Annotated in this window: 22 protein-coding genes; 14 read left to right on the top strand and 8 right to left on the bottom strand. The window is 62.5% G+C overall.

From position 1 onward, the window contains the following. The first annotated feature begins 288 nt into the window (after positions 1–288). Together ABQM86_RS20610 and ABQM86_RS20605 are read left to right on the top strand one after the other, a co-directional pair. On the top strand, positions 289–1,164 hold the full coding sequence (locus ABQM86_RS20610; protein ID WP_280624669.1) for a PRC and DUF2382 domain-containing protein: 876 nt from the start codon (positions 289–291) through the stop codon (positions 1,162–1,164). Between the two features lie 113 nt (positions 1,165–1,277). Continuing rightward, complete coding sequence (locus ABQM86_RS20605) at positions 1,278–1,553, top strand: hypothetical protein (protein WP_369745459.1); 276 nt, start codon at positions 1,278–1,280, stop codon at positions 1,551–1,553. Here ABQM86_RS20605 and ABQM86_RS20600 read toward each other — a convergent pair. Together ABQM86_RS20600 and ABQM86_RS20595 are read right to left on the bottom strand one after the other, a co-directional pair. After that, positions 1,522–3,381: a glycoside hydrolase family 15 protein gene (locus tag ABQM86_RS20600; RefSeq protein WP_369745457.1), complete on the bottom strand. Its 1,860-nt coding sequence runs from the start codon at positions 3,379–3,381 to the stop codon at positions 1,522–1,524. The genes ABQM86_RS20605 and ABQM86_RS20600 overlap by 32 nt on opposite strands. 10 nt (positions 3,382–3,391) lie before the next feature. Then, complete coding sequence (locus ABQM86_RS20595; RefSeq protein ID WP_369745455.1) at positions 3,392–4,057, bottom strand: TetR/AcrR family transcriptional regulator; 666 nt, start codon at positions 4,055–4,057, stop codon at positions 3,392–3,394. Between the two features lie 136 nt (positions 4,058–4,193). On the opposite strand from ABQM86_RS20595, the gene ABQM86_RS20590 reads away from it, so the two are divergent. Further along, the gene (locus ABQM86_RS20590) at positions 4,194–5,246 is read left to right on the top strand and encodes an NAD(P)-dependent alcohol dehydrogenase (protein ID WP_369745454.1); all 1,053 of its coding nucleotides are present in this window, start codon (positions 4,194–4,196) and stop codon (positions 5,244–5,246) included. A 66-nt stretch (positions 5,247–5,312) separates the two neighbouring features. Here ABQM86_RS20590 and ABQM86_RS20585 read toward each other — a convergent pair whose 3' ends face one another. Continuing rightward, complete coding sequence (locus ABQM86_RS20585) at positions 5,313–6,185, bottom strand: DMT family transporter (RefSeq protein WP_369746696.1); 873 nt, start codon at positions 6,183–6,185, stop codon at positions 5,313–5,315. Between the two features lie 50 nt (positions 6,186–6,235). After that, complete coding sequence (locus tag ABQM86_RS20580) at positions 6,236–6,859, bottom strand: helix-turn-helix domain-containing protein (protein WP_369745453.1); 624 nt, start codon at positions 6,857–6,859, stop codon at positions 6,236–6,238. Positions 6,860–6,989: 130 nt separating this feature from the next. On the opposite strand from ABQM86_RS20580, the gene ABQM86_RS20575 reads away from it, so the two are divergent. Both ABQM86_RS20575 and ABQM86_RS20570 read left to right on the top strand, forming a co-directional pair. Then, complete coding sequence (locus ABQM86_RS20575; protein WP_369745452.1) at positions 6,990–7,886, top strand: SDR family oxidoreductase; 897 nt, start codon at positions 6,990–6,992, stop codon at positions 7,884–7,886. A gap of 120 nt (positions 7,887–8,006) precedes the next feature. Further along, positions 8,007–8,267, top strand: a complete 261-nt coding sequence (locus ABQM86_RS20570) for a DUF6458 family protein (RefSeq protein WP_089596786.1) — start codon at positions 8,007–8,009, stop codon at positions 8,265–8,267. 131 nt (positions 8,268–8,398) lie between these two features. On the opposite strand, the gene ABQM86_RS20565 is transcribed toward ABQM86_RS20570, so the two are convergent. Beyond that, positions 8,399–9,196 carry a ZIP family metal transporter gene (locus ABQM86_RS20565; protein ID WP_369745451.1) on the bottom strand — a complete coding sequence of 266 codons (798 nt, stop codon included), beginning with the start codon at positions 9,194–9,196 and terminating at the stop codon, positions 8,399–8,401. Positions 9,197–9,361: 165 nt separating this feature from the next. Between ABQM86_RS20565 and ABQM86_RS20560 the strand changes: the two genes are divergently transcribed. Together ABQM86_RS20560 and ABQM86_RS20555 are read left to right on the top strand one after the other, a co-directional pair. Next, positions 9,362–9,904 (top strand): TetR family transcriptional regulator C-terminal domain-containing protein, encoded by a 543-nt coding sequence (locus ABQM86_RS20560; protein WP_369745450.1) that lies wholly within the window; start codon positions 9,362–9,364, stop codon positions 9,902–9,904. A gap of 34 nt (positions 9,905–9,938) precedes the next feature. After that, the gene (locus ABQM86_RS20555) at positions 9,939–10,223 is read left to right on the top strand and encodes a hypothetical protein (protein WP_207595412.1); all 285 of its coding nucleotides are present in this window, start codon (positions 9,939–9,941) and stop codon (positions 10,221–10,223) included. 22 nt (positions 10,224–10,245) lie between these two features. On the opposite strand, the gene ABQM86_RS20550 is transcribed toward ABQM86_RS20555, so the two are convergent. Together ABQM86_RS20550 and ABQM86_RS20545 are read right to left on the bottom strand one after the other, a co-directional pair. Then, entirely contained in the window at positions 10,246–10,908 is a 663-nt protein-coding gene (locus ABQM86_RS20550; protein ID WP_280624647.1) for a GAP family protein, read from the bottom strand. Further along, positions 10,905–11,414 carry a TetR/AcrR family transcriptional regulator gene (locus ABQM86_RS20545; protein WP_369745449.1) on the bottom strand — a complete coding sequence of 170 codons (510 nt, stop codon included), beginning with the start codon at positions 11,412–11,414 and terminating at the stop codon, positions 10,905–10,907. The genes ABQM86_RS20550 and ABQM86_RS20545 overlap by 4 nt, the downstream gene beginning before the upstream one ends. A gap of 247 nt (positions 11,415–11,661) precedes the next feature. Here ABQM86_RS20545 and ABQM86_RS20540 point away from each other — a divergent pair, with 247 nt between their 5' ends. The 7 genes from ABQM86_RS20540 (at position 11,662) to ABQM86_RS20510 (ending at position 21,232) form a co-directional block, all read left to right on the top strand. Next, the gene (locus ABQM86_RS20540; protein WP_369745448.1) at positions 11,662–12,690 is read left to right on the top strand and encodes a hydroxyacid dehydrogenase; all 1,029 of its coding nucleotides are present in this window, start codon (positions 11,662–11,664) and stop codon (positions 12,688–12,690) included. After that, on the top strand, positions 12,687–14,651 hold the full coding sequence (locus tag ABQM86_RS20535; protein WP_369745447.1) for a DUF2264 domain-containing protein: 1,965 nt from the start codon (positions 12,687–12,689) through the stop codon (positions 14,649–14,651). Before ABQM86_RS20540 ends, ABQM86_RS20535 begins: the two co-directional genes overlap by 4 nt. Before the next feature lie 66 nt (positions 14,652–14,717). Then, a complete protein-coding gene (locus tag ABQM86_RS20530) occupies positions 14,718–15,722 on the top strand; it encodes a LacI family DNA-binding transcriptional regulator (protein ID WP_280624638.1) in 1,005 nt (334 codons plus the stop codon). A 313-nt stretch (positions 15,723–16,035) separates the two neighbouring features. Beyond that, positions 16,036–17,019 (top strand): sugar ABC transporter permease, encoded by a 984-nt coding sequence (locus ABQM86_RS20525; RefSeq protein ID WP_280624636.1) that lies wholly within the window; start codon positions 16,036–16,038, stop codon positions 17,017–17,019. Further along, positions 17,016–17,972, top strand: coding sequence for a carbohydrate ABC transporter permease (locus ABQM86_RS20520; protein WP_280624634.1), 957 nt, complete (start codon positions 17,016–17,018; stop codon positions 17,970–17,972). Before ABQM86_RS20525 ends, ABQM86_RS20520 begins: the two co-directional genes overlap by 4 nt. A gap of 53 nt (positions 17,973–18,025) precedes the next feature. Next, entirely contained in the window at positions 18,026–19,651 is a 1,626-nt protein-coding gene (locus tag ABQM86_RS20515) for an extracellular solute-binding protein (RefSeq protein ID WP_369745446.1), read from the top strand. Between the two features lie 147 nt (positions 19,652–19,798). Then, positions 19,799–21,232 carry a choice-of-anchor Q domain-containing protein gene (locus ABQM86_RS20510; protein ID WP_369745445.1) on the top strand — a complete coding sequence of 478 codons (1,434 nt, stop codon included), beginning with the start codon at positions 19,799–19,801 and terminating at the stop codon, positions 21,230–21,232. 91 nt (positions 21,233–21,323) lie between these two features. On the opposite strand, the gene ABQM86_RS20505 is transcribed toward ABQM86_RS20510, so the two are convergent. Beyond that, positions 21,324–22,517: a cellulase family glycosylhydrolase gene (locus ABQM86_RS20505; RefSeq protein ID WP_369745444.1), complete on the bottom strand. Its 1,194-nt coding sequence runs from the start codon at positions 22,515–22,517 to the stop codon at positions 21,324–21,326. Between the last annotated feature and the right edge of the window lie 15 nt (positions 22,518–22,532).

Here is a 22,532-nt window from a genome sequence, read left to right as displayed (position 1 = left end):
GAGATAAATGTAATGCATCCTGGGGCTGGAAGAAAGCGATTTCTAAGAATGTGAAAGGGGCGCACGACGGCGGCGGCCTGCCTCCGAGGGTGCCTCACCGGTCTGCGCGGAGATTCCGCCGGTTCTCACATTGGGTCTTGCCAAGCAAACGCTAAGCATGCTTACTGTATTGGTGTTCCTTAAAGCCGACGGGTTGAATTTCTTCCCCGCTCCGGCGTTCGGAAACCATGCCTGGTGATGCAGCCCGCTTGGCAACCACATAAGAGAACCGCATTCCAAGGAGACATCATGCTCGCTAGGGAAAACATTGACCGGTTGATGGGCCTCAACGGACACGTCCGTACCACTGAAGGTGACAAGGTGGGCTCGATCGGCACGTTTTACACCGATGATGACACCGGCGAACCCACCTGGGTGACCGTCAAGACCGGACTTTTTGGCAGTTCGGAATCGTTCATACCGCTTCAGGACGCCGCCGTGGATGGTGACGACGTAGTGGTTCCCTACAGCAAGGACCACATCAAAGATGCTCCCCGGGTGGCCGAAGACGGGCACTTGGATCCGGGTGAGGAGAGTCGCCTGTACAACCATTACGGACTCGAGGGCGAGCGCGGCTTCAGCGGTCACGGCGATGATTTGCGCGCCGACTCGACAACTGATCGTGATGCACATTTCGCCGGCACAGTGGGTACGCGGGACCCGGTGGGAACCCAGGATACGCTCGGCACCAGGGACGCGATGGACACGGGAGGCGCCTATCGTCCGGAGGCTGACAGGGACGACGACGACGCCATGACCCGCTCTGAAGAAAGGTTGAACGTCGGCACGGAGAAGCAAGCCACGGGTCGGGCACGCCTCAGGAAGTACATCACCACTGAGAACGTCACCACGACGGTCCCCGTGCAGCGCGAGGAGGTCCGTGTGGAGCGGGAGCCCATTACGGACGCGAACGCAGGCGATGCCATGTCCGGTGCCGAACTGACGGAGAGTGAGCACGAGGTCACCCTCCACGAGGAGAGGCCCGTGGTGGACAAGGAGACCGTCCCGGTGGAGCGCGTCCGCCTCGAAAAGGACACAGTGACCGAGGATGTTCGGGTGGACGAGGAAGTCCGGAAGGAGCGCATCGAAACCGAGGGAACCAGCTCGGACGACGTCCGCCGCTAAACGCATGGTGTGAGGCCCGCTCTACGTCCCACGTGCCCGGGTATGGGCGCAGAGCGGGCCCCGCATCGCGAATTTCGCTATCGCAAAAGGGCGGGCGATGGGACGATCTCCTTATGGGCGAACATGAGAAGGACCGGATTGCTGCGCGCTCGGACGCCGCACAAACGGACACGGGACAAACAGCCGCCGCACAAACGGACACGGGACAAACAGCCGCCGCACAATCAGCCGCCGCGCCGGAGGACAGGGCAGACCCCACCACCCAGCAGTTGAGGACCGTCGGCCAGCGGCGGCGCGAGGCCGAACGCAAGTTGGATATGCACTTGGAAGAAGCGAGCCATAAAGGCGAAACCCCGCCTAACGCAGGCGAGGGTCATTCCGAAGGGTAGAACCGCTGGAGTGCCCCGGATGTTTTGGGTGCCCCAGCGGGGTGTCGCTCTTGTGTGCCTCTCCCTGATGCAGTTGCAAGGCGCTGTGAATGAGGGGGAAATGGCTGAAGGCCTGGGGAGTGTTGCCCAGTTGCCGTTGGGCACGGGGGTCCCACTCCTCGCTCAGCAACCCCACATCGTTGCGCAGGGTGAGGAGCCGCTCAAAGAGCCCGGTTGCCTCGGTGGAGCGGCCGATGCCCAGCAGCGCATCCACCAGCCAGAATGAACAGGCAAGGAAAACTCCTTCGTCGCCAGGCAGGCCGTCGTGCCCGGTCTGGGTTCTGTAGCGGAGGACCAGGCCGTCATCCGTGAGTCCTTTTTGGATGGCTTCCACTGTCCCTGCGACGCGTGGATGCCTGTGCGGGAGGAAGCCGACGCGGGGGACCAGAAGCAGGCTGGCATCCAGTTCCTTGCTTCCGTAAGACTGGACGAAGGTGTTGAGTTCCTCGTCGAACCCCCTGGTCATGACGTCGTGATGGATTTCGCTACGGAGTGCTGCCCAGCGGTCGTGTGGGCCAGGTAGTCCGGAGGTCCGGACGCCTTTGACCATGCGATCTGCTGCCACCCATGCCATGACCTTGGAATGGGTGAAATGCTGCCTCGGTCCGCGCATTTCCCAGAGCCCGTTGTCCGGCTGGTCCCAGGCTCCTTCGAGATACTCCATCAGGGCCACCTGGATGTCCCAGGAACTGTCCACGGTGCCGTCCTGGAAAGCCGCCCGGGTCAGGGAAAGGCCGTCCAGGACCTCGCCCCACACATCGAGTTGCAACTGCGGGGCTGCGGCGTTTCCGGTGCGGACGGGCAGTGAACCTTCGTAACCGGAGAGCCACGGGATGTCTGCCTCGGGGAGTCTCCGCGCGCCGTCGAGCCCGTACACAATCTGAAGCTCCGACGGGTCGCCGGCGATGGCGCGCAGCAGCCAGTCCCGCCATGCGGACGCCTCCTCCGTGTACCCTGCGGCGAGCAGTGATTGCAGGGTCAGGGTAGCGTCGCGCAACCAGCAGTAGCGGTAGTCCCAGTTCCGGGGCCCGCCGATCTGCTCGGGCAGGGACGTGGTTGCCGCTGCCACGATGCCTCCGGTGGGCGCATACGTCAGTGCCTTGAGGGTGATGAGGGACCGCTCCACCGGTTCCTTGTACTTCCCGGCCATTTCGCTGCGGCCAATCCACTCCAGCCAGAACGACTCGGTCACTGAGAGCGCACGGAAGGGGTCGATCCGTCGCGGCTCCCGCTCATGGCTCGGCGCCCAGCGCAGCACGAACGGGACCCGATCACCCGCGCGGACCGTGAATTCGCTGTAGGTGCGCTTGTCCCGGCCCTCGAGCGGGACAGGGGTGGTGAGGTAGGCCGAGTCGGGACCCGCTACCGCGCTGATGCCGTGCTTGCTGTGCCGGACCCACGGCACCACGCGGCCGTAATCGAAGCGCAGGACCAACTCCATCTGCATGGTGACTTCGCCGGAGATGCCCTCCACGATCCGCACCAGGTCCACGGCGTCGTCCCGGACCGGCATGAAGTCGATCACCCGGACCTTGCCGCCGTCCACTTCCCACTCTGTCTCCAGGATGAGGGTGTCCTCGCGGTAGCGGCGTCGGGTGCAGTTGCCGCCGTCGGGTGTGCCGGCGGGCGCCAAAAGCCAGCGGCCAGCGTCGGGCGTGTGCAGCAGTGACGCGAAGCAGGCGGGGGAGTCGAACCGTGGCAGGCACATCCAGTCAATGGACCCGCTCCGCCCTACCAAGGCAGCGGTGTTCAGGTCCCCGATGATCGCGTAGTCCTCAATCCTGGCCATGGATCAGATCCTAGTCCGCGTCTCCCCCCAGACGGCTCAAGCCGTCCAGAATGAGGTTCAGGCCGAACTGGAATTCGTCGCCAAAGTCGTAGCCGGGTTTAAGGACATGCTCGACGGCGATCTCCACCATGCGGGGATACTCACCGGTGGCGAAGCGCTCCAGGATGGGGCTGGTGATCTCGGCTGCGGTGTCCCGCCCCTCGAACGGGAGGGCCGCTTCCTGCACGGCAAAGCCGTAAATGTAACTGTCCAGCAGGGCGTAGGCGTGGGCAGTGAGCTGGACGGAGAATCCTGCGGTCCTCAGCGTCGCGAGCGTTGCTTCGTGATGCCGGAGCGTTGCAGGGCCAGGCGCGGACCGGCTCTCCAGCAACCCGACTGCCCAGGGGTGGCGCCTGAGTGCCGACCGCATCCGGTGGGCCCTCAACTCCATCTCCTTGCGCCAGTCCCCGTCGGCTGCCGGCAGCTCGATTTCGCTGAACACCATATCCACGATGCCGTCCAGGATCTCGTCCTTGTTGGCGACGTAGTAGTAGAGGGACATGGGTTTGGTTCCCATGCTGAGGGCGAGCGTGCGGATGGTCAGGGCGTCGATTCCGGACTCGTCGGCGAGGGTGACGGCGCATTCAAGGACCCGCTCCCGGCTCAGCGGGCTTCGCTGCGATGCTGCGGTGGGCACGGGCACTCCTCGACTGGTTGCTGGGCTCTAGCGGATTAGTACAGTGTACGGTAATCTCATTGGTACAGCGTACGAAAATCACACCAAACCCCTGCTGCATCACTCACCCACCGCACAAGCACTGAAAGGGTCGGCCATGACCACTGGTCAGCAAGCCAAAGAATCCCGTCGCCACAAGGATCGGGCGTTGCCGGGTCCCACCATGCGTGCCATCGTGCAGGACGGCTACGGTTCCGCCGACGTTCTCCATGAGGCCCGGGTTCCGCGTCCTGTCATCGCGGAGAACGAAGTACTGGTGAAAGTCCAGGCGGCCGGGCTGGATCGCGGCACCTGGCACATAGCCACCGGCCTGCCCTATGCGCTGCGCCTGGTGTATGGATTCAAGGCTCCCAGGCAGCCCGTCCCCGGGCTGGACCTCGCGGGAACCGTTGAAGCGGTGGGAGCAAAGGTGACCCGCTTTGCGGTAGGTGACCAAGTGTTCGGCTCGGGCAGGGGAACGTTTGCCGAGTATGCCGCAGCCCGCGAAAACCAGTTGGCCCACAAGCCGGCGAACATCACCTCCGAGCAGGCCGCGGTGGTGCCGGTGTCCGCGTGCACGGCGCTGATCGCCCTGCGTGCGGGCGGCATCGAGCCCAGCCAGGACCACCCGGCGCAAGGGCTCAAGGTCATGGTCACCGGAGCTTCGGGCGGCGTAGGCAGTTATGTGGTGCAGTTCGCCAAAGCTGCCGGGGCTGAGGTCACCGGAGTGGCCAGTGCTGCGAAAGTGCCGATGCTGAGGACCCTCGGTGCCGACCACGTGATCGACTACACCACCCAGGACTTCCTCGACGGCACTGAGCAGTACGACGTCATCATCGACATCGCGGGCAACCCGTCGGTTACACGTTTACGCCGGTCACTCACCCCGTCCGGGACTGCCGTGATCACCGGCGGCGAGGAGGGCGGCTCGTGGACGGGAAGCATGGACAGGCAATTGCGCGCCGTGGCCCTCTCGCCCTTCATCCGGCAGCGCCTCACCATGATCGTGGGTACCCAAAACGCGCCGGATCTTGAGTACTTGGCAGGACTTCTCGAGGCGGGAACCATTACTCCCGTCATCGACCGGACGTACCCGCTGGCCCAGGTCCCGGACGCCATGCGCTACCTGGATGCCGGCAAGGTCCGCGGCAAGGTCGCCATCACCCTCTAAGCCGGTGGGTGCAAGGCAAGAGCCAAAAGAAGGAGGCGGACGACGGCGGGAGGTCGCCGTCGTGCGTCAGTTCTCTTTGCCGGGACCGGTTGCGGATAAGGTCTCAGGTGCGGGTCCCATGGTGGTGGGCTCGGCCAGGGGAGGCAGTTTCCTCTCGCCCCCGCGCTGGGAGGCGACGCCGGCAACAACAACCAGCGCGATACCGATGAATTGGACGATGGTGGGTTGCTGGTGCAGCACCAGCAGTCCCAGGAGAACGGCGAAGGCAGGTTCCAGTGACATCAGCGTGCCGAAAGCCGTGGACGTCATCCGGCGCAGTGCTTTCAGCTCCAACACGAACGGCAGGACCGGCATCAGGATGGCGACGCCCAGGGCACCTGCCAGGATGCCCCAGGTGAGGTGCCCGGCAGCCTGTGGAATGCCGACGACGGCGGCCGTCGCGGCGGCGATGGGGACTGTCAGGGAGAGCGCTCCGATGCCGGTGAAACGGTCGCCGATCAGCTGCGTCAGCAGGATATAGGCGCCCCACCCAGCGGCTGCGATGGCCGCGAACATGATTCCCAGGAAGTCGACGCGGCCATGCCAGGGTTCGGTCAGCAGGACCACTCCCAGCAGCGCCAGCACCGGCCATGCCAAGGCGCGGCGGTTATGGCTGCGGATGGCCGCCACCGTCAGTGGGCCCAGGAACTCGATGGCGACGGTGGTGCCCAACGGGATCCGCTCCACGGCAGCGAGGAACATGATGGTCATGAGCCCGGTAGCGATGCCGAGGCCCAGGAGTGGCAGGATGTCCGGCCGGCGAACCGATCGCAGGGGTGGGCGCGCGATGGCAAGGAAGATGATGGCACCCAGGCTGAGCCGCAACCATGCTGTTCCGGCCGCACCCACCTCCGCGATGAGGCCCACCGAGAGGGCGGAGCTGAGCTGCACCGAGAACATGGCTGCAACAGCAAGGCCCCAAGGCGGAATGGGGCCGCCTTTGCGGGCGCTCACTTGTTGATTCCCATGCCGCTGGGATCCTTGTCCTGCCGATGCCCTGAGCCCACGCCGGGCTCAAAAACAGCAAGGATGAATCGGGCCGGCGAAGCCCCAAGGTTGGCGTAGGAGTGGGCGATGTCGCCTGGGAAGGTCATGGCATCACCACCTTCGAGGGTTACTGAGTGCTCCCCGGCATCTACGGTCACCGCACCGGCTTGAACCTGCAGGAGTTCCTTGGTGCCCGCCGTGTGGGCCTCGCTGGCATGGCTGTCGCCGGGGCCCAGGGTCCAGTCCCAGAGTTCCACTACGTCCGGTGAGTCGGTCCCGGCCACCAGGATTCCCTGGCCGCCCTGTCCGCTGCTCCAGAGTGTTGCGCCTTCGCCGCTGCGGGTGATCTTGACGGGCTTGGGGCGCGGGGACTCCACCAGGGCCGGGAGCCCAACTCCCAGGGCGTCGCTGATCCGCAGCAGTGTTCCGATGCTGGGGTTCGCGGCTCCTTGCTCCACGTTGACGATCATCCGGCGGCTCACGCCTGCAGCCTCGGCCAGGTGGTCCAAGGTCCATCCGCGGGCTTGGCGTTCCTGCTTGACCCGGGTGCCGATGGCCAGGGAGAGGGTGGTGGTGCTGTCATCCATAAGTGCAGCATACTGCACTTTCAGTGCACTCTCTCTATCAGCGAGGCCCGAGGCGGGGTGAACCGGGGGCTGGCCGCCGTCCCGCGCTCGTGCTACCACTGACCCTAGGAACAAAACCAAAGGAGAAATCGTGGCCGAAGACCTTCCTGTCCTTGTTATTGGTGCCACGGGATTCCTTGGTGGACAAGTGGTGGATGAGCTCCTGAAGCTCGGCAAGAACGTCCGGGCCTTGGTGAGGCCCAAATCCAACGCCGCCAAGGTCGAGGCCAAGGGAGTTGAGATCGTCCGCGGGGACATGCTGGACGCCGCCTCCTTGATCGCCGCGATGACGGGCGTTTCGGCGGTTGTCTCGACAGCCGCCGGCTATACGCGAAATGACAAGAACGCCCAGGCCATCGACACCTTTGGCAACAGCAACCTGGCCGTCGCCGCCAAGTATGCCGGCGTGCCCCGCTTCGTGCTGATCAGCATCGTCACCAGCGACCAAACGCCACAGATCCCGCATTTTTGGAACAAGAAGCTGGCTGAGGACAAGTTCCGGGAGCTCGGCGTTCCCTTTGTGGCTCTCCGCCCGGGTGCTTTCTTTGACCAGGCGGTGGGCATGGGCGGCGACCCCTTCGCCAAGGGCCGCTTTGTATGGCTTGGCTCCAAGGACGCCAGGCTCACTTTTGTCCTGGCCAGCGATGTGGCACGGTACCTCGCGGAGGCTGTTGACGCGGACATTGTTGAGGGGGAGCACATTGATGTTGGCTGGAGCCGCCCCGTCAGCATTCAGGACGCTGCGGACATTGCCGGCCAGCGGGCAGGCAAGCAGATCAAGGTGATGTCCATTCCCGCGGGCGCCATTGCCGGGCTCGGCAAGGTGACCTCGAAAGTCCTTCCGCTGGTAGGAGACATGGCCAGCATGGTGGCGTGGTTCGAGACCGGCAAATATGTTGCGGACACCACCCGCCAGGAGCAGGTGTTCGGGCCCGCGCCGACTCCCGAGGACGCCATCGCCCGGGTGGCCGCACGCTACGGCCACTGATGCAGGGCCCGTCGGAGGGCTTCGTATGGCTGGTGGGAGCCGTGGTTCATAAGTATGCTGACTGTATAGATTCGGCCGACGATCCCTGACCACGCGCCGAACGGACACGAGGAGCACGCTATGAGAATTGGTTCTTCCATTGCCCTGATTGCCATCGGCGCTATTTTGGCCTTCGCGCTCGCCCCGGGACTCATTCCCTTCCTGGACCAAGTCCTGGTGGGCTACATCCTGATGGTGGTCGGCGTCATTGGCCTCATCATCTCCATCGCCATGTCCAACAGGACCCGCCGGACGGTCGTCGAGCGCCGCACCGCCCCTGAAACAGTGGTCGAGCGGCGCGCCGCCCCCGAGACGGTTGTGGAGCGTCGCCCGGAGGTTTAGCAGCCGCTGCACCAGCAAGACAACAAGAAGCGCACGACGCCGGACTGCCGCCGTCGTGCGCTTCTTGCGTGGCGCGCTTCTTGCGTCGGGCGCCCAGTCGGCCGTCGTTCAGCAGTCCGGCCGCTCACCGCTCACACGAGTGAGAGGGTGAACGAAAGGACGAAGCCCGCTGCCGTGCTCAGTGCCACTGCGGGGCCGCCATGCTCGTAGGCCTCGGGCATGAGGGTGTCCGCCAGCGACGCGATCACCGCGCCGGCGGCGAACGCCAACGGCAGGGAGATGGTGGCGGGTTCGGCGGAGGAAAGGGGCCCGGCGCCAAGGACCACGGCTGCCACCAGCAGCACGGCGCACACACTCCAGAGCAGCATGATCGACCCGCCTTTGCGGCCCTGGCTGCGCATGGACGAGGCCCCCACCAGGGCCTCGGGGAAGTTGGACACAAATATGGCCGCCAGCAGTGCCAGGCCGCCGGATCCTTCTTCCAGGGAGATGCCCAACGCCACGTTTTCCGGTACGCCGTCCAGGGTCACAGCGGCCAGCAACGCCATTCCGGCAGCCCCGCGTGTGGAGGCGGACGTGGCTGCCCTATCCGACGCGGCGGCGTCGGTGTCCAGCTTCGGGCTGCCCTGCACTTCGTCTGCGGGCTTGGATTTCGATGTGCGGCCGGGTTGGGCCAGGCGATCCAGGAAGGCGCTGAGCGCGGTAAACACTATGGCCCCGGCAAGTAGCCCCACGGCCGCACGCACAATTCCGCCTTGCTGGTAGGCGTCCTCGAACAGTTCGAACGCCAGCGCGGTAATGAGTGAGCCGGCCGCGAAGGACAGCAGGATGGCGAGGAGCCGCTTCGGCAGCTCGAAACGCACACCGATGAGCGCGCCTATCACCAAGGCGCTGGAGGCAATCAATCCGAACCACAGTGATGCCATCACAATGCCATTATAGAAGTAAGTAACCTGATCTTCTCTAGGGCGAGGAAGCAGCGCTCGACGGCGGCAGCCCGCCGTCGAACGCTGCTTGCATTGGGCGGGCGGTCAGGCCGTTCCGGTGCCCTGCCGCGCACCGGGTGAATCCTCGCTCCAGGCCGGCGACTGGAAGTGGGCGCCGCCGAACATCGGGAAGGGCAGCAAGCCTTCCTGGTCCCGGAGTTGGGCAGCCATGCCGAGATCATCGCTGCAGCCGTGCGCGCTTCCTCCAGCAGGTTTCTTGAGAAACTCGCCGAATCCGTTGACCCTGACATGAGCCCGACGGCGCGGCTCGCCGCCGTCATGAGCGCGGGCACTACTGCCGGACTGGACGACGACGTCTCCCGGATCCTTTACGAATACTGGCCCCACATGCTCCGTGACCCCGAGCAGCGGCGCATCCAGGACGAGCTCACCAGCGCCCAAGAGCAGATCTACCGCGACATCATCGACGCCGGAACCCGCTCCGGCGAGTTCTCTCCCCTTCTGGACTCGGCCAAGATCGCCAGGACCCTGGTTGCCCAGGAAGACGGGCTGGTGATGGATGTGCTGGCCGGAAGTGCCGGCAGTGAGTACGTGCTGGATCTCATGGGGAGCCTGGCGTCCGCCCTTCTGGGGCTGCCGGCTGGGGCGCTGCTGGAGCGCATGGGCGCACGATCGGCACCGGCCACGTAACGGCGAACGGCGCGCCCGGCGTTAGGCTGCTGGCATGGAGAAGTCATTCGATATTGAACTGGTCAATCAGAACGAATACTTGGTGCGCTGGGCCTCGGAAGGCCAAACCGGGGAATCCCTGGTCCACACCAACCCGGAGTTCCTTGCCGAGGCTGGCCTTGGCGGATTCGACGAGCAGCTCGTTGTTGAAGAAACAACGTCGTACCTGGCCGAGCACCAGCCGGTGATCGACTTCCCCCAAACAGTGGACCTGGAAGAGATTGCTGCCGCCTATACGGATTACGCTGAACAGCTGAAGGCGCGGCTGGAAGCACGGTAGCCGGCGGGTCTATGCCCGCCCGTTAAGGCCAGAGGGCGATCGCGAGGACGCCGACCCCCAAGAGAAGATAGAGCACCGCTGCAGCAACCGATCGTTGGGTGGTGCCCGTGGCGAATCGGTCGTAGACCTTTTGAAGTTTTTCGCGGACCTTGTCGCCGTGAGCGATGCCGAGGGCAAGCAGAATCAGGCATGGCACGCAATAGATGATCGCGTATCCGGCGAGGACAAGCAGGCCCGTTCCCGTGGATGTATCTGCGTCCACCATCCGTTCAATGGCAATGAAGTAGGGGAACGCGTTGGGAAGATCGGCGCCGGTGACCAGTACACCGAACGGAAATGCTGTGCCTATCCCGAACCAGGATGGCAAGCCGATGCCCTTTCGGGGGCGATCCTTGAGGCGTCGGTAGCCGGTGATGAACAGTGTTACGGCAGCCACAAGGAAGACGATTCTCCGGAGCCAGACAAGTCCGTCACTGACGGTGTCTGCTGCTGCTCCGGCGCCGAGGAAGATCACTGTACCCAGAATGAATACGGTGCTCAAGGCGCCCACGACAAAGGACAATGCCGAGGTCACCGGGTGCTTGCGGACCGTGAGCAGGATGAGGGTTATGGTCACGATTGTCGCCGGATTGAGGCTGTCCGCCAAGCCGAGACCAAGGATCGCCCACAGCAGGCCGGCGGTCATTCGGCGTTCCTTCGTGGCTCCAGCCACGTCAGGATGTTCTCGACCGGGGGAAGAGCCTCCCTCGTCAGGGAGTTCATCACCATGCCATCTCCAAGGAGTCGAACGATCGACGCTGCCACGGGGTCTCCGAGCTCGGCTGCCAGGAGTTGCTCCCAGCGCTTTGATGCCTCCGCTGAAAGGCTCAACAGCCCGTCTGCGTTCTCTCCCAGGTCCGTGAAGGACACGAGGAGCGCCCTGTAGAGATCTGCGTCATCTTGTGACATCGAGATGCGCAGCCACGTCTCAACCACGTTCCCCCTGGTGACGGCCGCGTTGAGGGCCTCATCCAAGGATTCGATGGCCTGGACTGCCAAGCCTTCGAGCAATGCAGCCTTGGTTCTGAAGTGATGCGTGAAGCCACCCTTTGACACCTTCGCCGCGGCTGCCACGGCATCCATGGACGGTATGGATCCGGTGCTGATGGCGAGCTGACGGGCTGTGGCGAGAATCTGTTCCCTCATGGACATGGGAAAACAATAGCAGACCGACTAGTCGGTCTGCCACTCTTTTCAAGAGCAGCCCCGAGTCGAACTGCTTCCGGCTCTTGATTTTGCGTTAAATCAATGGAAATCTAAAGAAAAGCCCCTGAGGGGCAGGCCGAACTACTACCACAATGGAGCCTCCGTATGTCCTATTGCCAGCCCGCACTGCACTTGCGTCCGCGGTGGGTCCGGACGGGTCCGTCCCGCCCGCCACTTAATACCGGGCCGACGCATGAATGAGCTGCGCCGGCCCGTCGTCGTTATTGCCATGAGCCGCGAGGCATTCGCCCAGCAGTTTGACGGGACCCACCTTGACCGCGTGCGGAGGTGTGCTGACCTGTCCCAGCCGGAACTCGTTGAAGACCTGCACAACCCTGTTCATCATGAGCGGTTGGCGAAGGCAGAGCTGCTCCTGACGTCATGGGGTACTCCGTCTCTCACGGACGACATTCTCGACCGCATGCCCCGGCTGAAGGCCGTGTTCCACTGTGCCGGCACGGTCAAACACCTCGTCGGAGACTCATTTTGGGCCAGGGGCATCCAGTTGACCAACGCCGCCGAAGCGAATGCCATTCCCGTTGCAGAATTTACTTTCGCGTCCATAGTCCTCGCGGGAAAAAAGGCACAGTTCTACTCCCGCGAGGCGGTTGCCAGCAGGCCACCCCTCGGTGTGAACCACCCGCGGCATCCCTTCGGTACGGTGAGCAATTATCAGCAGAGCATTGGCATCATTGGTTTCTCGAGGATAGGCCGGCGGGTAGTCGAGCAGGTGTCGCGTCTGCACCGCTCCACTTGCTGGGTTGCTGACCCCTACGCGTCCCGCGAGGCAGTTGAACTGGCTGGCGGACAATTGTGCTCTCTGCAAGAGATGCTTCCAAAAGTCTCCATTCTCTCGATCCATGCTCCGGCCCTGGAAGAGACCCGCCACATGATCGGGGCAAAAGAGCTGGCAATGCTCCCGGATCACGCCACCCTCATCAACACCGCCCGAGGCAGCCTCGTTGATACGGCGGCTCTTGAGGCTGAATGTGCCAGTGGTCGACTCAACGCCGTTCTTGATGTCACCGATCCCGAGCCACTCCCTTCCTCCAGCGTGTTGTGGGGGTTGCAGAACGTTTCCATCACCCCGCACATTGCCGGGTCACTGGGAACGGAGACGTTTCGGATGACGGACCAAGCCCTTCAGGAGATGGAGCGCTTTGTTTCTGGGCTGGCCCTGGCAAGTCCCATCACCGTTTCTGATTTGGAGTACCAAGCATGACCATCGTCAATGAATCCACCGCCCTGCGCCGGAGACTGGCTGAACTGGGGGAGGACCGCGCTCTTTCCCCTTACACGGGGTGGAACCGGCAACACCTAGCGGTACTCGCCGATGAACTGCTCATGGCAGTGCGGCCGTACGCCAACGCCACGCACTCCCACATACTGATACCTGCCCGGGATGGGCGGAAGATCAGTCCCATCGACGGCCTGGAAGGATTTGCCAGGAGCTTCATGCTGGCAGCTTTCCGCCTGACGGGGGAGAAGGGCAACGATCCTCTGGGCCTCATCCCGTGGTATTCCCAGGGCCTGGTTGCGGGCGTTGATCCCGGCAACCCGGACCGTTGGCCGCTGCCGGACGAGCAGCCGCAGGCAAAGGTGGAGGCCGCGGCTTTGGTTGTCGGCCTGCACCTGACGCGGAAGTGGCTATGGGACCACCTCGACGACGGCGACCAGCGCAACGTGGTGGACTATCTCGCCCGTGTGATCGGTACCGTTGGGCCCAATACCAACTGGGTGTGGTTCCGTCTTGTGGTGGAGCAGTTCCTCGCCAGCGTTGGCGGTCCCTATGACGACGGCGAAATCACCGCTGATCTCCAGGCTCACGAATCATTCGTCAGGGAAGGAGGTTGGTACGCCGATGGAGTTACACGCGCCTTCGACTACTACAACTCCTGGGCATTGCAGCTGTATCCGTTCCTTTGGTTGGACATGCTCGATGCAGACCACCCGGATCGAAGCCGGTTCACGGCGTACAAGGACCGGTTTGACGCGTTCCTTAGCGACGCCGCCCGCTTGGTGGGAGGCGACGGTGCGCCCCTTGCCCAGGGGCGGAGCCTCATCTACCGTTTCGCCGCCGCAGCCCCCTTCTGGACCGGAGCCCTGGTGGAAACAGACGTCATGTCCCTGGGGGAACTACGGCGCGCCGCAATGGGAACGGTGAAGCACTTCGTTGATCGGGGAGCTCCTGACGAGCGCGGGCTGTTGACGTTGGGTTGGTTCGACGAGTGGCCGGACCTGGCCCAGGACTACTCGGGAACCGGCTCACCGTACTGGGCCGCGAAAGGCCTGCTAGGCCTGGTCTTTCCGGAAGAGCATCCCCTCTGGGCAGCAACCGAGGAACCCTTGCCGATCGAACGGCTTGGGGGAGTGGACTGGTTGCAGGCACCGGGTTGGTTGCTCAGTTCAACAACGCAGGATGGCATTGTGCGCATCTACAACCACGGTACGGACCATGCACTTCCCGGAAACGAACTCTCGGACGTTGATGTCTACGCGCATTTGGCCTATTCCACCGCTACGTTCCCCCTGATCACCAAAGCGGGCGATCCGCTGCCTGATTCGTCAGTGGTTGTAGTGGACCGCAATGGCCACTCGAGTCAGCGGTCGGGGTTTGAACTCCTCAGCGGTGGAACGGACCACGAAACTGCCTTCGCGTTTTCGCGGTGGCGTGCCCGTTGGATGGACATTGCCGAGGGCCAGAGAGACTACGGCAACGGCTTTCTTGGGACCAACACGTACGGTCCCACGCTGATTGTTGGATCGATCATTCGCCGGGAGTGGGAAGTTCGTCTTACCCTGGTTGAGCCGAGCGCCGATGCCTCTGTGCCTGTCAGCGTGGTGGTGACCGGCTGGCCCGTGACGGGCCAGGTGGAGATCGATGCCGAGCAAGCAACCGCAGCCAGTGGCGTTCTCCGAAGCAGGATAGTGGGGCTCGCTGGTCTACCGGAGACCGGCGTTCAACGCAGCCATGATTCCACTCCGCTGCCAGGCGAAACAGGTACGCCCTGGGTGGCTGTTGATGCCGCGGAGGCGGGCCGATGGCTCATTGCCGCCAGCGAGCTAAGCGGGGTCGCTCCAACAATTCCGCCATCGGTGCGCATCATGGGCGATCGCGTCACGATCGAATGGCCCGATGGATGTGTCAGCACAACCAGCCTGCCGGAACCAACGGGGCTCTAGGAGTGGCGTCATGAGCAGCGTCGGGCCGGCGGCTCCTCGAGCCGGCAGAAGCGGTACATTTACTCCATGGTGACTTTGCAGACCGTGGCCGAGCGCGCGGGGGTCTCAGCTGCCGTGGTTTCGGCAGCCGTATCCGGTAGTAAATCCGTCCGGATGAGCCCCAGCACGCGCAAACGGGTAGAGGAAGCGATCCGTGAATTGGGGTATGTCACCAATCACGCAGCCAAGGCCCTGAAAACGTCCCGGACCGGGCTGGTGGCAACCATTACGCCCAATCTTTCGAACCCGGTGTTCGACGAGGCGTTGCGCGGTGTGCAGGATGCTGCTGACGCCAATCGGGGAGCCATCCTCCTCTCTGATTCGGACAGGGTTTCCCCCGGCAGCAACCTCTTGAGCCGGCTGGTGGGTACCGGCATGGTGGACGGCTTCCTGGTCCGTTTCCTTACGGCAGCGGAAGAGAACATCAGTATCTTTCAGCAACGAAACGTTCCGTGCGTCGTTCTGAACGGTCCCACCGACGGCGTCAACGTATGCGTGTGGGTGGACGACTACCGCGGAATCTTCGTTGGGACCACTCATCTCCTGAAACTTGGGCATCGGCGCATAGCGATGCTGGGAGGACCCCCCACGCCTTTCACTGAAGATACCCGAGGCGCCGGGTTCCGTGACGCGTTCTCGGCCCGGGATCTTACGCCGCCCCCTGCCGACGCAGTTGTCCGTGGCTACGACCCCACGGCCATACGCTCCACGGTTTCGCAGCTCATGCAGTCCTCAGAGCCTCCCACTGCCATCATCATCGACAACATCGTGGCCGCCCGCGGGCTGATCGCAGCGGTGGCGGATTTGGGCCTGCGCCTGCCGGATGATCTTTCCGTTGTCGCGTACCACGACATCCCGCAAGCGGATTACTATCGGCCGGCGCTGACCACCATAAAGATGCCGCTGTATGAGGCTGGAGTGAAGGGTTATGAGGTTCTCCAGCGCATGATTGCGGGCGAAAAGGTCAAGAGCCACATCGTTCGGCGACCAGCTCCGAAGATCATCGATCGCGGTTCCACGGCAGCGATCTAGCCGTCCCTGTTACGCCTCCCGCCGGTGAGTGGGATCACAATAATTCCCCCCAGTTTTGGATTTCCTATTGATTTTGCGATTAATCAATGCGAGAGTTGCTCTGCCGGATGTTTCGGCACCTTAAGCCCTAGCAAACAACGGAGTTTTTGATGGATGCCAACCTTGCGTCTCCTCCACGCCGCTGCCGAGTGCTTCTTGCCTCAACGCGGCGAACATTCAACCTCGGAGGTGTCGCCTCTATACCTGGCATCGACCAGAAGATCACCGGCGTCGCTTCCAGTGCATTCCTTGCCACAAGGTCAGGAGTGCAATCATGACGGTGATTGCGCGTAAAGCTGCGGACTCCGCGGCCCCGGAAAAGAAGGACCCAACTCCTACGGCACCCAAAGCGAGCCTGGGGTCGCGGTTCAAGAAGGACAAAGTTCTTCTGCTCCTGGCGGTGCCGGGAATTCTGGCTCTGTTGGTTTTCCAGTACATTCCGCTCCTGATGAACGTCATCGCGTTTCAGGACTTCCAGCCGTTCCTGGGAATTACGTCCAGCCCGTTTGTTGGCTTCGACAACTTCCGGGTCATCTTCAACGGCGATCCAGCCTTCCTGTCAGCCTTGAGTAACACCCTGATCTTGACCCTGATTCAGGTTGTCTTTGTCTTCCCGCTCCCTATCGCCCTGGCGCTGTTGCTCAACAGCTTCATGAGCGAGAAGTGGAAGCAGACCATCCAGTCGATTCTGTACCTGCCCCACTTTCTGTCGTGGGTGATTGTGGTTGCGCTGTTCCAGCAGATGCTGGGTAACGCCGGACTGGTGAACACGTGGCTGCGGCAGGCGGATATGTCCACCTTCCAGATCATCGGTGTACCAGAGCTCTTTCACGCGCTCCTGACATCCCAGATCATCTGGAAGGATACCGGCTGGTCAACCATCATCTTCCTTGCCGCGATTTCCAAGGTGGACGCGTCCCTCTATGAGGCCGCTGCCATCGACAGGGCGCCGGCTTGGCGGAGGATGTGGCACATAACCCTGCCGGCCATCCGTCCCGTCATTGTCCTTCTCCTGATCCTCCGCCTCGGTGACTCGCTCACCGTAGGGTTCGAGCAGATCATCCTTCAACAGGTGGCGGTGGGAACACAGGTCAGTGAAGTGCTTGATACCTATGTGTACAACAACGGCATCCTGGGCGGGAACTGGGGCGTCGCCGCCGCCGTCGGACTCGTCAAGGGCATTGTCAGCGTGGCTCTGGTACTGGGAGCGAACAAAATAGCCCACCTCTTCGGTGAAAGGGGAGTGTACTCCAAATGAGCCTTCTTGAAAGCAAAACCGAGTATCGGGCGAGGAAGGCCCAGAGAGCCAACAAGGCGAAGGCCAATCCCCGGCCCGCGTGGATGGGCAAGCCCAGCCCCCTCTTCCTGATCTTCCGGGCAGTGGTACTGGTAATTGCCTGCTCCGCCGTCCTGGTGCCCTTCGTTGCGGTGTTCATGACGAGCCTGGCCGGACAAGACGAGATCACGGCCAGTGGCGGGTTCGTCCTGTGGACGTCGTCGCCGTCGTTCGAGGCGTACCAGGCTGTGCTGGCCGGTGGTGTGGTTACCCGCGCCATGTTCGTCAGCATCGGCGTTACCGTGATCGGCACCCTCCTGAGCTTGCTGACCACCATAGCCCTGGCCTACGGGTTGTCCCGCCCGGGTTCACTCGCACACAAGCCTCTGCTGCTGGTGACGTTGTTCACGCTGCTCTTCAGCCCCGGCATCATCCCCATGTACCTGATCGTGCAGCAGCTGGGCCTGATCGATAACCTCGCCGCACTGGTGCTGCCGGTTCTGATCAACGCCTTCAACGTGATCATCATGCGGGCGTTCTTCCTGGACATCCCGGCAGAACTCATTGAAAGCGCCAGGATCGACGGCGCAGGTGACTTCAGAATCCTTGTCTCCATCGTCTTGCCGATGTCCAAAGCCGCCATTGCCGTCGTCGGACTCTTCTATGCAGTCAGCTACTGGAATGCCTTCTTCTCCGCACTGCTCTACCTGAACTCCCCGGATCTTTGGCCCATGCAATTGGTGCTTCGCACCTTCGTGGTCAACCAAACGCCCATGGGAACCGAAGACCTCAGTGCAGGAGCCGGTGCCCTTCCTCCGCAGCTCTCCATCCAGATGGCAATCCTGGTGCTGTCCATGATCCCCATCCTCGTGCTCTACCCGTTCATCCAGAAACATTTCGCCAAGGGCCTCATGGTCGGTGCAGTCAAGGGCTAAGACCCCGGGCTACACCACCACTCGGTTCACATTTACGTCGTAAGGAAGCCGTCATGTCCATGACATTTTCACGCCGCAATCTCCTCAAGGCCAGCAGCCTGGCCGTTGCTGTAGGTTTTGTCGGCAGCTCAATCAGCGCCTGCAGCACAGGCCCCACAGGAAGCACCTCCGGCGGAAACACCGTCAAACTTCCCACGTTCAAAGACTTCTCCGCCGTCAAGCCGGATCTGGTCAGTGCCAAGGAAGGCATGCCGGGCTTCCTGAAGTACCCGGCCAAGCCGGTAGCGTCAGTCAGCAAGACTCCGTTGTCAGGGGGAAGCGTCACCGCGTTGACATACAGCTTCGATCCCGTGGCCCCGGGCCTTGACTCCAACCCGCTCTGGCAGGCTGTCAACGAGAGCCTCGGTGGAAAGCTCGACATCGTCTACACGCCCTACGCGGACTATGGCCAAAAGTTTGCCACGACCATTGCCGGCGGGTCCCTTCCCGACCTCGTTGCAGTACGGCAGCCTGTCCAGCAACTGCCCGCCCTGCTTCAGTCCAAGTTCGTAGATCTGACCGATCACCTTTCCGGCGACGCCGTACTGGAATACCCCAACCTTGCAGGGCTTCCCACGGTTTCCTGGGCCGAATCAGTAGTCAACAACCGCATCTGGGGCGTCCCGATGCCCCGCCCCGCCATCGGTGCCGCAGTCATCGTCCGACAGGACCTTTTCGACAAATACTCGGTGACCACAGCCCCGAAGGACTTCAAGGAATTCAAAGAAGTTCTTGTCGGCTTGACCAACGACAGGGAAGGCCGATGGGCTCTGGGCGACTTTGTAGGCGCCTTCGACTTCCTCCGCAGCACCCACGGCATTCCTGGTCCGTGGATCGAGAAGGACGGAAAGCTCACTTCCGAGTACGAGCTCCCCGAGTACGAGCAGTCCCTGGCCCAGACCCGTGAACTTGTGGAACTGGGAGTCATGCACCCCAACATGGTGGGTTCCTCCAATACCCAGCGCAACGACTGGTTCCTCAACGGAGCAGCTCCGATCGCCGCCATCGGGTTCACCGGCTGGTCCAAGTACACGCAGTGGGGCAAAGCTGTCCCGGGCTTCAAGTTCACCGGCATGCTCCCGTTCAGCAACGACGGTACGGTCAAGCCTGCCCACATGGGTGCCGCAGTCGCGCCGCACTTCACTGCCATCACCAAGGCGGATGAGCCTCGGGTCAAGGAACTCCTCCGGGTTCTTGACTGGCTGGCAGCTCCCTTCGGCAGCGCCGAGTACACCCTGCGGAACTTCGGCGTCGAAGGCAAGACCTTCGCGCTCGAAGGAACCAACCCCGTAGTCAACAGCGCAGGCCAGAACCAAAAGCTTGTTCCGTTCAAATACGTCACCGATTCATCGCAGGTGATTTTCCAGCCTCTGGACGAAGGCGATGCCAAGCGCCAGTTCGAGTACCAGGAGCAGGCACTGGCCCTGGTGACGCCTGATCCCCTCGCCGGTCTCTACTCTGAAACCGAGGCGGCCAAGTCCTCACAGCTCGCGTCCAAGGCGGCAGAAGTTCGTGCCGACATCATCCTCGGCCGGAAGCCGGTCAGCGCTTGGAAGGACTTCGTCACCACCTGGAAAGCCGACGGCGGCGACAAGATCCGGGACGAGTTCCAGAAGGGACTCGAAGAGAAGAAGGTCTAGCCCTTCCTTTTGCACAGATGCCCCTGCCGCCAGCGCGGCAGGGGCATCTGTGAAGTACCCATTTTGCCGGACTTCCCTGGCGTCCGGATGCGGCAACAACCGCGCCCCAGAGTTAGAAGCAGTGCTCCCTCAGAGAGATAGGAAGACATGACTCACGTAAACATTTTCCCAGCAAATTCAGAAAACCCCTTCAGTGCTCCCGCCCGGCGGGATGTGTTGCGGTTGATGGGGGTCGGCGCCGTGGTGGGTGCTGTTGGTTTTGGTGTGGGGGAAGGTGTTCTGGGGGCGGGGTCCGCGGTGGCTTCGTCCGGGCGGAAGCTTTACGTCAGGGCCGACGCCGGTACAGGACCCGACCATGACGGCAGCTCCCCGGAGCGGGCGTTCAACACCTTGCAGGCGGCCTCGAACGTGACCGAACCCGGAGACACGGTCCTGATCATGAACGGCACGTACATCGATGACGGCACCCCGGGCAACCAGGGCACACTGAACATCACCCGCTCAGGCACGGCCGGGCAACCGATCACCTACACCGCGTTCCCGGGCCACCGACCGGTGATCACGGTGACCCGGAACTCCTGGACCGGAATCAGGATCACCAGTGCCAGCTACATCACCATCGAGAACCTGACCCTGAGCGGACTGGCAGCGACACTGAACTACGAGGACGCTTACGCGGTGCGCCTCAAAGCAACTCCCACGTACTGCGCCAACGGCATCTTCGTCGGGCCGCCTCCCGGCTCGGCTCCCTACGCCGGAGCGCACCACATCACCGTGCGCAACAACCTCGTCCACCACTGGCCCGGCGGCGGGATCGGGGCAACCAAGGCGGACTACTTCACCGTTGACCACAACACGGTGCACTCCAACGCCTGGTACTCGATCTTCGCCAACAGCGGCATCACCACGCTCACGCCGATCAATGCCGATGATGGCACCGGGTACAAGCACTTCTTCACCAACAACCTGGTCTACAACAACCAGTCCTTCATCCCCTGGCGGCAGTACGGGAAACTCTCCGACGGCAACGGCATCATCGTCGACTCCACCCTGGGAACCGAAGCCGGCGGAACCCGGTACAAGGGCCGGACACTGGTAGCGAACAACATCGTGATCAACAACGGCGGATCCGGGATCCACTCCTACAAAGCCAACGGCGTGGACATCATCAACAACACCGCCTACCTTAACGCCGCCAGCCCCGCCCTGGACTACGGAAGCATCGGCGCCTGGGTCAGCGAGGACTGCAACGTCCTGAACAACATCTCCTACGTCCGGGCCGGGAAGTCCACCAACTCCACCTACAAAAACATCAACGTCCTCTACGACTACAACATCTACTACAACGGCACGGCCCCCGCAGTCGCAGGACCGCACGACCTCATTGCCGACCCCCTGTTCGTTAGCCCGGCCCTAACCCCAGCCGACGCAGACTTCAGGCTGCAAGCCGGCTCCCCCGCCATCGCCAGCGGCACCAAGAACCTGGCTCCAAAAGACGACTTCACCGGCAAAACCCGCCCACCAGGACTCACCCCCGACCGCGGCGCCTACAAATACCGCAACCCCCACAAGGGCTACTAACACCTCACCGGAACCCCGGTGAAACACCCTGCCACCGCGCCGTTTCCCCTGAAGACGGCGCGGTGGTTCCGGCGTCGGACTTTCTACGTGGCTATTCTGCAACCCTGACGAGCGTTTCGATGCCCCTGACTTTGAGGTAGTCGTGGTTCAGGGCGTTGCCTTCGAGCACGATCGCGGGCTTCTTGCCGTCATCGATAAGGGCGAAGAAGGTATCCGCGAAGTCCAATCCCGGCGTTTGTCCCTCTGGAAGCACTATGGCTACGGTGCGCTCGGCGGGGCCGGAAAGCCGGCCCTGTTTGAAGGCTTCGATGACGCTCTTCAAGCGTTGACCAGTGGGTTTGAGCTGGTTGTCTGTGGTGAAGAGACCGAGGTCGTATTCCAGCTCCACGAACGCCCCCAGCTTGCGGTCGATGTCATGCGAACACCACCAGGTGATGCCCCACAAGCCATCCACGGAAAGGGCTGAGAGCGCCGCTTTTTCTGCGAAGTCGTCGTGCTCAAGGTCCTTTGCCCACTGATTAGCAATGCCGAATTCCTGCAACCAGACCTGTCGGGTGGGCTCCGGGGAATAGGCCTTGGCCAGTTCCAGCATGTATTCGGTGAGATGAAGCGTTCCGGTCCCGAATTCCCCGTAACGTTCCAAGGCGCCGGTGAAGAAGATCCATGCATGGAGCGGGGTGGCGGAGCCCGTTTCGGCCAGGACGTCCCGGCTAAAGGCGTGCTCGCTAAGCCAGGGGACATGGTCCATGCCGATGGTGTGGAACTTTCCAGGAGCCACCTCCTCACAGTGGGACAGGATGTCCCTGGCCCAGGCGTCCGCTTCCGTCCGGCTGGTGACGTTCTTTGTCTCCGAGATGAGTACCGAAGGTTCGTTTGCGACGTCGAAACCGAGGAAGCGGGGGTGGGCGCCGACCCGTTCGGCAATGGCAGTGAAGAGCAGCTTTTCTGCGGCAACCACTTCCTGGTCGCCAAAGATGCTTGCCTTTTCCGGGATCCAGGCGGGGCGGAAATCGAACCCGCTCAACCAGCCGTTGAGCACGGTCACGATGACATCAAGGCCCACGTTCTCTGCAATGTCGAGGAGTTGCTCCAGCCGGGTGAGCATTGTCCGGCTGACGGCGCGGGGATCGGGTTGAAACAGGGTCCAGAGGCAATGGATTCGCACATGGTCACAACCCAGATCGGCGATGGCCTGCAGATCTTCGGTGATCTCCGCTTCGTTCCATTCCACCCATGAGTGCCACCAGTTCTTGCTCGGTACGTAGTTAACTCCGAAGCGGGTCATGATCTTCTTTCGTGG

The organism is Paenarthrobacter sp. AMU7, assembly GCF_041200195.1.
GTDB lineage: Bacteria > Actinomycetota > Actinomycetes > Actinomycetales > Micrococcaceae > Arthrobacter.
Note: the sequence above shows the minus strand (reverse complement) of the source record. Positions and strands in the feature narration are given on the sequence as shown.

Bases quoted from the DNA above. Each gene is read 5' to 3' on its own strand.
- ABQM86_RS20590 (WP_369745454.1), top strand. From the start codon at position 4,194: ATGACCACTGGTCAGCAAGCCAAAGAATCCCGTCGCCACAAGGATCGG.
- ABQM86_RS20540 (WP_369745448.1), top strand. From the start codon at position 11,662: ATGAATGAGCTGCGCCGGCCCGTCGTCGTTATTGCCATGAGCCGCGAG.
- ABQM86_RS20585 (WP_369746696.1), bottom strand. From the start codon at position 6,185: ATGTTCTCGGTGCAGCTCAGCTCCGCCCTCTCGGTGGGCCTCATCGCG.
- ABQM86_RS20605 (WP_369745459.1), top strand. From the start codon at position 1,278: ATGGGCGAACATGAGAAGGACCGGATTGCTGCGCGCTCGGACGCCGCA.
- ABQM86_RS20505 (WP_369745444.1), bottom strand. From the start codon at position 22,517: ATGACCCGCTTCGGAGTTAACTACGTACCGAGCAAGAACTGGTGGCAC.
- ABQM86_RS20570 (WP_089596786.1), top strand. From the start codon at position 8,007: ATGAGAATTGGTTCTTCCATTGCCCTGATTGCCATCGGCGCTATTTTG.
- ABQM86_RS20580 (WP_369745453.1), bottom strand. From the start codon at position 6,859: ATGGATGACAGCACCACCACCCTCTCCCTGGCCATCGGCACCCGGGTC.
- ABQM86_RS20545 (WP_369745449.1), bottom strand. From the start codon at position 11,414: ATGTCCATGAGGGAACAGATTCTCGCCACAGCCCGTCAGCTCGCCATC.
- ABQM86_RS20530 (WP_280624638.1), top strand. From the start codon at position 14,718: ATGGTGACTTTGCAGACCGTGGCCGAGCGCGCGGGGGTCTCAGCTGCC.
- ABQM86_RS20555 (WP_207595412.1), top strand. From the start codon at position 9,939: ATGGAGAAGTCATTCGATATTGAACTGGTCAATCAGAACGAATACTTG.
- ABQM86_RS20610 (WP_280624669.1), top strand. From the start codon at position 289: ATGCTCGCTAGGGAAAACATTGACCGGTTGATGGGCCTCAACGGACAC.
- ABQM86_RS20550 (WP_280624647.1), bottom strand. From the start codon at position 10,908: ATGACCGCCGGCCTGCTGTGGGCGATCCTTGGTCTCGGCTTGGCGGAC.
- ABQM86_RS20520 (WP_280624634.1), top strand. From the start codon at position 17,016: ATGAGCCTTCTTGAAAGCAAAACCGAGTATCGGGCGAGGAAGGCCCAG.
- ABQM86_RS20510 (WP_369745445.1), top strand. From the start codon at position 19,799: ATGACTCACGTAAACATTTTCCCAGCAAATTCAGAAAACCCCTTCAGT.
- ABQM86_RS20515 (WP_369745446.1), top strand. From the start codon at position 18,026: ATGTCCATGACATTTTCACGCCGCAATCTCCTCAAGGCCAGCAGCCTG.
- ABQM86_RS20525 (WP_280624636.1), top strand. From the start codon at position 16,036: ATGACGGTGATTGCGCGTAAAGCTGCGGACTCCGCGGCCCCGGAAAAG.
- ABQM86_RS20600 (WP_369745457.1), bottom strand. From the start codon at position 3,381: ATGGCCAGGATTGAGGACTACGCGATCATCGGGGACCTGAACACCGCT.
- ABQM86_RS20535 (WP_369745447.1), top strand. From the start codon at position 12,687: ATGACCATCGTCAATGAATCCACCGCCCTGCGCCGGAGACTGGCTGAA.